10 protein-coding genes and 2 tRNA genes are annotated in these 10,272 nt (G+C 41.5%); all 12 read left to right on the forward strand.

The window, feature by feature from the left end:
• The coding region (locus tag VLN09_RS10495) for a triose-phosphate isomerase (RefSeq protein ID WP_325246292.1) at positions 1-376 on the forward strand (376 nt) is incomplete at its 5' end.
• A gap of 228 nt (positions 377-604) precedes the next feature.
• Positions 605-913, forward strand: a complete 309-nt coding sequence (gene secG / locus VLN09_RS10500) for a preprotein translocase subunit SecG (protein WP_011512446.1) — start codon at positions 605-607, stop codon at positions 911-913.
• Positions 914-1,067: 154 nt separating this feature from the next.
• A tRNA-Leu gene (locus VLN09_RS10505) sits at positions 1,068-1,152 on the forward strand.
• 124 nt (positions 1,153-1,276) lie between these two features.
• Positions 1,277-1,353, forward strand: a tRNA-Met gene (locus VLN09_RS10510).
• 458 nt (positions 1,354-1,811) lie between these two features.
• Positions 1,812-2,312: a ribosome maturation factor RimP gene (rimP, locus tag VLN09_RS10515; protein WP_325246295.1), complete on the forward strand. Its 501-nt coding sequence runs from the start codon at positions 1,812-1,814 to the stop codon at positions 2,310-2,312.
• 133 nt (positions 2,313-2,445) lie between these two features.
• The gene (nusA, locus tag VLN09_RS10520; protein ID WP_325246297.1) at positions 2,446-3,930 is read left to right on the forward strand and encodes a transcription termination factor NusA; all 1,485 of its coding nucleotides are present in this window, start codon (positions 2,446-2,448) and stop codon (positions 3,928-3,930) included.
• 149 nt (positions 3,931-4,079) lie between these two features.
• The gene (gene infB / locus VLN09_RS10525; protein ID WP_325246299.1) at positions 4,080-6,806 is read left to right on the forward strand and encodes a translation initiation factor IF-2; all 2,727 of its coding nucleotides are present in this window, start codon (positions 4,080-4,082) and stop codon (positions 6,804-6,806) included.
• Positions 6,807-7,020: 214 nt separating this feature from the next.
• Positions 7,021-7,425: a ribosome-binding factor A gene (locus VLN09_RS10530; RefSeq protein ID WP_011279383.1), complete on the forward strand. Its 405-nt coding sequence runs from the start codon at positions 7,021-7,023 to the stop codon at positions 7,423-7,425.
• A gap of 16 nt (positions 7,426-7,441) precedes the next feature.
• Positions 7,442-8,521: a tRNA pseudouridine(55) synthase TruB gene (truB, locus tag VLN09_RS10535; RefSeq protein ID WP_325246303.1), complete on the forward strand. Its 1,080-nt coding sequence runs from the start codon at positions 7,442-7,444 to the stop codon at positions 8,519-8,521.
• A 492-nt stretch (positions 8,522-9,013) separates the two neighbouring features.
• Positions 9,014-9,175 carry a hypothetical protein gene (locus tag VLN09_RS10540; RefSeq protein WP_325246305.1) on the forward strand — a complete coding sequence of 54 codons (162 nt, stop codon included), beginning with the start codon at positions 9,014-9,016 and terminating at the stop codon, positions 9,173-9,175.
• 119 nt (positions 9,176-9,294) lie between these two features.
• The gene (locus tag VLN09_RS10545) at positions 9,295-9,480 is read left to right on the forward strand and encodes a hypothetical protein (protein ID WP_325246307.1); all 186 of its coding nucleotides are present in this window, start codon (positions 9,295-9,297) and stop codon (positions 9,478-9,480) included.
• A 337-nt stretch (positions 9,481-9,817) separates the two neighbouring features.
• The gene (gene rpsO / locus VLN09_RS10550; protein ID WP_325246309.1) at positions 9,818-10,084 is read left to right on the forward strand and encodes a 30S ribosomal protein S15; all 267 of its coding nucleotides are present in this window, start codon (positions 9,818-9,820) and stop codon (positions 10,082-10,084) included.
• The last annotated feature ends 188 nt before the right edge of the window (positions 10,085-10,272 follow it).

The raw sequence follows: 10,272 nt of genomic DNA on the forward strand, positions 1-10,272 counted from the left end.
TGCCAAGCAAACACTGACAGTCATCGATAACCAGTTAGCGGTAGTCAAAGAGCTCATTGCCCAGCAGCCAGAACTTATTGATGCATTATCGACTCGTTTAATCATTGCTTATGAGCCGGTATGGGCAATCGGTACGGGTAAAGTGCCAACAGTGACAGAAGTCAGTGCCACCCACCAACATATCAAGCAAACATTGGCAGGTTTTGCCGATTCGTTATCTAACATGACGGTTTTGTATGGCGGTAGTGTCAACGCTGACAATGCCGATAGCTTTGCTGCTGACGCTATGATTGATGGTGCGTTAGTTGGCGGCGCTTCACTAAAGGCAGAGAGTTTTTTGGCGATTGCGAATGCTTTTAGTAAAGGTAGTATGTAATAGATCATTGCTAGATAGGATAAAGGTGTGAGTCTTTATTTTATTTCTGATTCACAAAATGTCTTTATCAGTTGGCAAAAGTGGGTTTAACAGTGCCCTTGCAATCGTGTACAATACGCCCTATTTATATCATCAGTTTGGCGTCATTTGCCATTCATCTTTATCACTATTAAACCACACGATTTATTTTTCGTTATCAGTCGTCATTACACGGCAAAAGAGGCCACCATGTTTACGTTTATATTAGCCCTGCATATTATTGTGGCGATTGCCATGATTGGCTTGATTTTGATACAGCATGGTAAAGGGGCAGACGCAGGGGCTTCTTTTGGTGCGGGCTCGTCAGGTACGGTATTTGGCGCAGCAGGAACCGCCAACTTCTTAACACGCGCGACGGCTGTATTAACTGCTATCTTTTTTATCACCAGTATGACCCTTGCGGTTCATGCTCGTAAGCAGGCAGAAGATCAGTTTCGTCTAGATGCACCGGTTTCAGCACCACAAACGCCGCGCCCTTTAACACAAAATCCTCAGTAGCTGCTGTTACTCTACTTTTTTTAAGTAGGCAGCCCTTGCTATTTGAAAGCGTTACATTTACAATGCTTTTTCTGTTTTTACAAGTCTTAGACCCTTGATGCCTACCTTACGCGTCAACTATAATGGGTATGGAGAATAGAGCAGTGAGCATAATGCGATTGTGGTGGAATTGGTAGACACGCCATCTTGAGGGGGTGGTGGCGCAAGCTGTGGGGGTTCAAGTCCCCCCAATCGCACCAAGTTTTAAAGTTGTATCGTATTAAGTGCGTGGTTAGTAAATAGATAAGATTTTTAATTTAATTTATTTTTAAATAAAGATTGACACTTATATCAAACCTCCCTATAATACGGATTCAAGATTGATGCGGGGTGGAGCAGTCTGGTAGCTCGTCGGGCTCATAACCCGAAGGTCGTTGGTTCAAATCCAGCCCCCGCTACCACTTTTTATACTGATGTTTTGTACACTAAATTTGTCAGTAACAACTAGCCCACCATTATGCTTGTGGGTTTTTTTGTATCTGGCGGTCTGTGTAATCGCGATATCTATCCTACTTATGTTAAGCTCTATGTCTGTAGAGTGCGATACTATTTATAGAAGCTTGTCGTCACCTGCCCCTTATGGCACGGTGGTTCTTAAGCACACTATCTTCTATACCTCACTCTTTTATCGATAGTACTGCTTTATAAATAATAAAAGCATGGTTTGGTTGAGCTTAATTTTTGTTGGGCTTACCCTGATATAAATACCCAGTAGATATCATTTGTGTTCATATTTTAAGCATAAAATAATCACTGTGGTTTACGTAATGATAGGTTCTTATTAAATAATGGTGGAGAAAAACTTCAGCATGATTTATTAAGTAAGATAGATAAGAGAATAGGAAAAGACAAACAGATTATGAAGCTTTCGACCAAAGTTACAGAATTGACCAATATTATTGCCCCTGCCGTCGCGGCTTGCGATGTGGCACTATGGGGTATAGAGTTTACACCGCAGGGTAATCGCTCTTTGTTACGTATTTATATTGAGGCATTGCCAGAAGAGCAAGCCCAGAATAAGCAGGTAACGATTGAAAACTGTGCAGCAGTGAACCATCAAGTGAGCGGTATTCTTGAAGTTCATGACCCGATCGCTGGTGAGTTTATTTTAGAAGTATCTTCACCTGGTTTTGATCGCGCTTTCTTTTCAGATGAGCAGATGCATGCCTATGTCGGTCAGACAGTGAGCTTACGCTTGATACAAGCGATTGGTGAAGGTGATAAAAAGCGCCGTAAAGCGACTGGTACTTTAGATAATATCGATGCTATCTCTTTAAAGCTGACAGCCACTGATGGCGAGCAGTTTGAGATTGCATTAAGTAATATTGATAAAGCCAATTTAATTTATGAAGATGCTTAATCTATTCGCTATTAGACCGTTTTATGTATAAACGCAGTTAGTCTGATGGCTTAGATGGCTGATGGTGAAAATATAGAGTAAGTCACAAATTATAAAATTTAAGTCAATTAAAAAATGATAGGACAGGTATAGCATGAGTCGTGAAATCTTAACGGTAGTAGAAACTGTCAGTAATGAGAAGGGCTTAAATCCTGAAGACATCTTTGAAGCAATTGAAGATGCTTTGGTAGTCTCGACTAAGAAAAAAGTATATACCGATCAGCCGGAAGTAGAAGTGCGGGTCTCAATCGACCGTGCAACAGGCGATTATGATACTTATCGTTATTGGACAGTGGTTGCAGATGAAGACCATGAAATGCCTGCTTGTCAGCTTGCAATTACTGACCTTGATCAAGACGAATGGTCAATTGGTGATATCAAAGAAGAGCAAATTGAGTCGATCGAATTCGGTCGTATTGCTGCCACTCAAGCCAAACAAGTTATCATCCAAAAAATTCGTGAAGCTGAGCGTAATTTAGTAGCAGATGCTTTTGAGCCACGTGTTGGCGAGATGATGTATGGCGAAGTCAAGAAACAAACCCGTGATGGGTATATTATTGATTTAGGTGACAATGCTGAAGGTTATTTGTCACGTGATCAGATGTTGCCACGTGAGCAGCTGCGTGCAAAATCGCGTATCAATGCTATTTTGTATCATGTGAACCGTGAAAACCGCGGCGCACAATTGCTTCTATCGCGTACCCATCCTGAAATGCTCTCGGCATTGATGCAAAAAGAAGTGCCTGAGATTGCAGAACAAATTATCGAAATTCGTAATGTTGCTCGCTTGCCGGGTACTCGTGCTAAAATAGCAGTTAAGACCAACGATCATCGTATCGATCCTGTTGGCGCTTGTATTGGTATGCGCGGTACGCGTATCCAAGCGGTACAGCAAGAGCTTGATGGCGAGCGTATTGATGTGGTGGTTTGGTCAGATGATCCTGCCCAATTTATCATCAGCGCTTTGGAGCCAGCAGACGTAAGCAGTATTATTTTAGACGAAGATACAAAGACAGCTGATATTATCTTTAGCACCAACGATCAGTTGGCGCGCGCGATTGGTTCACAAGGTCAAAACGTACGCTTAGCTTCTGAGCTAACCGGCTATAAGCTCAATATGATGCTAGAAGAAGAGTATCAGCAGCGTCAAGCAAACGAATCTAAAGCCTTTATCGAATTATTCTATGAACGTTTAGAGGTGGATAAAGATCTAGCACAAGCGCTGGTCGATATTGGTTTTACCAGTATTGAAGAAGTGGCTTATGTACCCGTCGAGACCTTTTATGATATCGAAGGCTTAGATGATGAAGCGATTGATATGATTCAAGAGCGTGCGAAAGAAGTGGTCATCGCCGACGAATTGGTCAAACAACAAAACATGAAAGAGCCAAGTCAAGAACTACAAGATCTTGAAGGTATGACGGTCAGCTGGGCTTATAAAATGGCTCAAAAAGACATCATTACCGTTGATGACTTGGCAGAACAAGCCGTCTTCGACTTAGAAGATATCGAAGACTTAGATAGCGAAACTGCAGGAAAACTCATCATGAAAGCTCGGGAATCTTGGTTCAATGAATAAGCGGTAACTGCATATCGCTGTCTTTTGGTGATATGCTATCGATAATAAAGTGCTGGTATGAGCAACATCTATATCAGCCTTACCCCAATCATTTGTAGCCAACAACTGAATTGAACATATAGCAAATAATAGACAGTAGGTGATAATAAATGGCAGATAAGACCGTCAGAGAACTGGCAGATATGGTAAGCAAAACCGCAAGTGCTGTACAACAGCAACTGGTAGATGCTGGACTGCCTGCGCGTGCAGAGGGTGACTTAGTCACCGAGCTTGAGCAGGAAAAGTTGGTGACGTATTTAAAGCAAAGTCATGGTCAGGAAGAAAAGCGTCGTATTAGTCTGAAGTCTAAGACGACTAGCACTGCGCGCGTGACTGGCTCTTCGGGAAAATCTAAGAGCGTCAATGTTGAAGTGCGTAAAAAGAAAGTATTCGAAAAGCCTGATCCAGAAAAAATGGCTGAAGAATTGGCTGCACGTGAGCAAGCGATGATTGAGTCGCAAGCGCGTGCTGCTAAAGATGCCGAAGACCGTGCTGCTACTAAGAAAAAATCTGAAGAGCGTCAAGCTGCTACCTTAGCTGCAATGCGTGCAAGCCTCGGCTCTAGCAAAAAGTCAGACGATAAGAACGATGATATTTCAACATCAGTGGTTGTGAAAAAAGGCGGCAAGACTACTATTGAGGTCAAGCCAAAAGAACAACCTAAGAAGAAAGTTGCTGCGACGAAACCAAAAGTTGAGACGGCAGTTGAGCGTAAAGCTCGTGAAGTGCGTGAAAAAGAAGAAGCTCGTTTACGCGAGATCGAAACTGAAACACGTCGTACTCAAGCTGAAGAAGCGCAAAAGCGTACGCTTGAGCAAATGCGTAAAATGGCCGGTCAATATACCGATCAGCCAGCAACTGAAGTTCGTAAAGATGAGCCATTGGCAGAAGGTTTGGTCGGTGATGCATTAGAAGAATCGTTTGAGAAAGAACGTCGTGAAATCAAGCGCGGTACAAGTACCACTAATGCCCGTGGTCGCGGTCGTCGTAAGAATCAAGACGAGCGTGAAATTAAAAACCGCAAAAACGGTTTACGTTCAAGCCAGTCTTCACAGCATAAATTCGAAAAGCCTGTTGAAAAAATCGTTTATGATGTAGAAATCAGTGAACAAATTACTGTTTCAGATCTTGCACAGCGTATGGCAGTGAAAGCTCGTGAAGTAACTAAGTTACTCATGAAAATGGGCGAAATTGCCCGTGAGTCAGATACGATTGATCAAGCAACTGCTAGTCTAATCGTAGAAGAAATGGGTCACAATCCAGTACCAGTTAGTGATACTAAGGTTGAAGACGATCTAAAAGATGCCGTTGATGAGCGCAGCAGTAATGTACAAACGCGTCCACCAGTGGTCACTATCATGGGTCACGTTGACCATGGTAAGACATCATTACTAGATAAAATCCGTGAAACGAAAGTAGCTACGGGTGAAGCGGGCGGTATCACCCAGCATATCGGTGCTTATCATGTGAAAACATCACGTGGCGTCATTACTTTCCTTGATACCCCAGGTCACGCCGCCTTTAGTGCAATGCGTTCACGTGGTGCTCAAGCGACGGATATCGTTGTATTGGTCGTTGCTGCTGATGATGGCATGATGCCGCAAACTGAAGAAGCGATTGATCATGCCCGCGCTGCTGGTACGCCGCTGATTGTTGCTATCAACAAAATGGATAAGCCAAGTGCTGATCCTGATCGCGTTCTTAACGAGTTGACTGCAAAAGAAGTGGTATCGGAAGATTGGGGTGGCGATACTCCTATGGCTCGTATCTCAGCCAAAACAGGTGATGGTATTGATGAGCTGCTAGAGCTTATTAGCTTACAAGCTGAGCTAATGGAATTAGAAGCGCCATTAGATGGTCCTGCTCAAGGTGTTGTCATTGAGTCAAGACTTGAAAAGGGTCGTGGTCCTGTCGTTAGTGTCCTTGTCAAAAAAGGTACATTGAAACAAGGCGATTTAGTCTTAGCCGGTGAACATTACGGTAAAGTACGTGCGATGACTGATGAGCATGGCAAGCGTATCCAATCTGCTGGACCATCTATCCCTGTAGAGATATTAGGGTTACCTGAAACGCCAGCAGCTGGTAGTGAATTCTTAGTCTTAACAGATGAGAAAAAAGCTCGTGAAGTCGCCGACTTTAGAACGAATCGCGAGCGCGAGCGTCAGCTTGAGCGTCAAAACGCGATGCGTCTAGAGAGCATGTTCGATCAGATGGAACAGGGCAATGTTTCATACTTAAATATCGTTCTAAAAACCGATGTTCGTGGTTCACTTGAAGCATTACTTGCCGCATTAAATGAGTTATCAACTGATGAAGTTAAAGTCCGTGTGATTAGCTCAGGCGTTGGTCCTATCTCTGAGTCAGATGTGACGCTAGCAGAATCTAGTGAGGCGGTATTGTTAGGCTTCAACGTTCGTGCAGACGCTACCGCACGCCGTAAAGCGGACGCAGCCAACATGGATATTCGCTATTACAGTGTTATTTATGGTTTGATTGATGATGTGAAAGCGGCTATGAGCGGTATGCTTGCGCCAGAGCATCGTGAGAAAATCTTGGGTGTTGCAGACGTTCGTGAAGTATTCCGCTCTAGTAAGTTTGGTGCAGCTGCTGGTTGTATGGTGGTTGAGGGTACAATTTATCGCAACAAACCTATCCGTGTATTACGTAATGACCAAGTTATCTTTACTGGTCAATTGCAATCATTACGTCGCTACAAAGAAGACGTTAATGAAGTACGTACCGGTATGGAATGTGGTCTAGCCGTCCGCGGTTACGATGTAGAAGCTGGTGATAAAATCGAAGTCTTTGAGATTCAAGAGTTCGCACGTACTATCTAAAGTCACTGGTAAAATTAGGATGGTGCATCATGCAATTCGCTTTATTAACTGCGCATGGCATGATGGCTTAACTATCTTATAAATATTCAGCTGTACTTAGGCCTAACAGGTACATCCTGCTAGGCCTTTTTTAACAAATATTAGTCGTTAAACTTATTAATAAATGATTATATTGATCAATAAAAATAAGCCATATTAAAAACAAGGTAATAACATGAACCAACGTTTACAACGTTTAGCTGATCAGATTCAGCGTGAGCTTGCTGTCCTTATCCGTGACGCGGTCAATGATCCACGTCTCACAGGTTTTGTCACTATATCTAGTGTTAAAGTCAGCCCAGATTTGGGCTATGCTGATGTGTATGTGACCATTATGGAGCCTGAGCTCAATGATGCCATGACCATGTCAAACCATGAAGAAAGCATCAAGGTGCTGAATAAAGCAGCAGGCTTCTTGCGTACTGAGCTGAGTCATAGCTTGAAGACTCGCACAACACCGCGTTTGCGCTTTCATTATGATGAAGTGACTGCTCGTGGTAATTACATGATGGATTTAATCAGTAAAGCGGTTATTAAAACTGAAGAAAATGAGTCTGACGAGCAAGAAAACGAAGAGTAGAAGGGTAAAAGCCATTATGTCTATCGCATCTACGCAAGCGGATAAAAAGTCTAGTAATCACCCTAACAAGATTAAAGTTTCGGGTGTTATTTTAGTTGATAAGCCTCACGGTATGACTTCTCAGCAAGTGGTCTCAAAGGTAAAATATTTATTTAAATCGCCTAACCATGACAGCAAAAAAGCAGGTCATACCGGAACACTCGATCCGATGGCAACAGGATTGTTGCCTATCTGTTTGGGTGAAGCGACTAAGTTCAGTCACTATCAGCTTGATGCGGACAAATCCTATCAAGCGACTATTTTACTTGGCAGTCAAACTGATACTGGTGATGCCGATGGGAAAATCACTGCTGAGGCACCGATTCCAGCGTTTGATGATGCAATGTTAGACAAAGTCGCCCAGCAGTTTTTAGGTGCCCAGCAGCAAATTCCACCGATGTATTCTGCCTTAAAAAAAGATGGCAAAAAACTCTATGAATATGCTCGTGCTGGTATAGAAGTAGACCGCCCGCCAAGAGACATTATCCTTAAAGCCATTGAGTTAAAAGCAATCGATGAGCAGAAAATCCAGTTAACAGTAACCTGTTCAAAAGGCACTTATGTGCGTGTATTGGCAGAAGATATTGCTAAAGCGATGGGTACACTTGGACATTTAACGGCATTGCGCCGTCTACAAGTAGGTGACTTCAAAATCGATGAGACAATTGCGCTAGCAGATTTAGAAGCGTTGACATTGCAACAACGTCAGACATATTTATTGCCAGTAGATGCGTGCATTGATATTAATGCTGAGCTGACACTATCGTCAGAGCAGTGCGAGCGTGTACAAATGGGTCAACGCTTGAATGTTATCGATCAGTTGACTGATGATTTGCAGAATTATATTACAGCAGCAATCGATCAGCATTTATCTACCGACAATAAAAGCACTGCTAGTAATCAAAATATTGAAGATGCTAACGATGATAAAGAGCAGCAATTGGTACATGAAATACCAGTAGATATTCGTCTTATCGATGAGCAGGGCACATTTATTGGGCTGGGGGCAGTGAGCTTAAATGGTCGATTGCAACCTAAAAAACTGATTCAGCTATAAGTCGACCAAGTGAATCTAGGAGCCTTTATAACTCAAAAGTCGTAAAATTTACTAAGAATCCACATAAATCACATATCGTCACATTTTATTGCAGGTTTCACCTATAGTGAAACCTGCTTTTTTTGTATCTTGATTAAGTCAGTTAGGGAAAGCACGACAGGGATGAAAAGCAGAATAAGAAAGTAAAATACAAGAAAGGGTGATAATAATACAAAATTGATTTACTATAAATTTTGTTGGATACAATAATAACGATAAATCTGGGCAAAAAAACTAAATAAAAATAACAAGACATTAACTAATATAAGTTGATTTTATAACTATAAAAATTAGCCAATAAAATAGGAAATAAGCAGGATGATAATTTTCTCATATGAAACAACCTAGATGATACTGATAGTTTTCTCGTAGCGATTGACAAAGCTTTAACATAAGTTCCAATCGTTTTAAATTAGAGTAATTTTTATTCATTATCTATAAGGATATAACACGATGACACAGCCTAATCCAAACGATACCAAATTTGAGCAACAACGTTCTGACTCAGCAAAAGCAGCTCTTAAAAGTCAGACTGAGAACAATCATACCGAAGATAGTGACGCAGCAGCAGAACGTCTTGCAGATAATTTAGAAAATGCTAAAGAAGACAAGTAGCATACCCAATGTGTCATTCATAGCAGGGTGACACCAACGTATTTTCTTATAGCCTTTGCATTTTATTATCAATAAATACAAAGGTAGATAGTTCAAAAAATAATAATATAGGAGCTAACATGAGCAATTCAACAAATAATATGGATGAGCAAGAACAAGAAATAGAGCACCTCTGGGAAGATATCAATCCTAGTGAAGATGCGACTCCTGATAGCTTGGCTGAAGCTACGACTGCGCCTTTAGCAGACGATGAGCTAGGCGGTACGGCTAGTAAAGATGATGTGCAAAAAAATAATAAGTCTTAGATTATAAGGCTAGTATCTATAGTTACGTGTTTATTTTTTGATGGGTAATAACTATTTACTCACTAATAATCACATATTCATAAAGCCATAACAAAAAACTGCTGTTAGCTCAGCAGTTTTTTGTTATAATTGGCGTCATATTTAAAGACGGTTTAGATTATCCTAAACAGTTTTAAATGACAGTTTTGACTCACTAAGCTTGTCGTACACTAGGTCAACTCTAGTAATGCAGGGTTGTCCTGAATGACGTACAGGCTATTTTATTGACTATTCTATTGCTCCTCGATACTTAAATTTTAAGATTATCTTGGCGCTCTTAGCATTGCCGGAGAGATTTATGCTAACTAATGCCGATCGCGAACAAATCATTGCTCAATACCAACGTGGTGAAAACGATACAGGTTCACCAGAAGTTCAAGTAGCTTTGTTAAGTGCCCGTATCAACGATTTACAAAACCATTTCAAAGCACATAAAGCGGATCATCATAGCCGTCGCGGTCTTATCCGTATGGTTAACACCCGTCGTAAACTGCTTGATTACCTAAAAAGTAAAGATCTTGGTCGCTATACCACCCTTATTAGCCAGTTAGGTCTACGTCGTTAATTTGACGACAGTAGTACAAGTGGTCGTTAAAACAAAATATGCCTTAATCAGGCAGCATTTTAGATTTTTTGCGCAGCCAGTTGGAACTTGCTTGTTAATATCGATAAAATAGATTTTTCTAAAAACGGCGTGGAATAGTTTCACGCCGTTTTTTTATGCTTATCAGTATGGTATGAGCTGAAGTACGT

The organism is Psychrobacter sp., from assembly GCF_035469765.1.
GTDB lineage: Bacteria > Pseudomonadota > Gammaproteobacteria > Pseudomonadales > Moraxellaceae > Psychrobacter.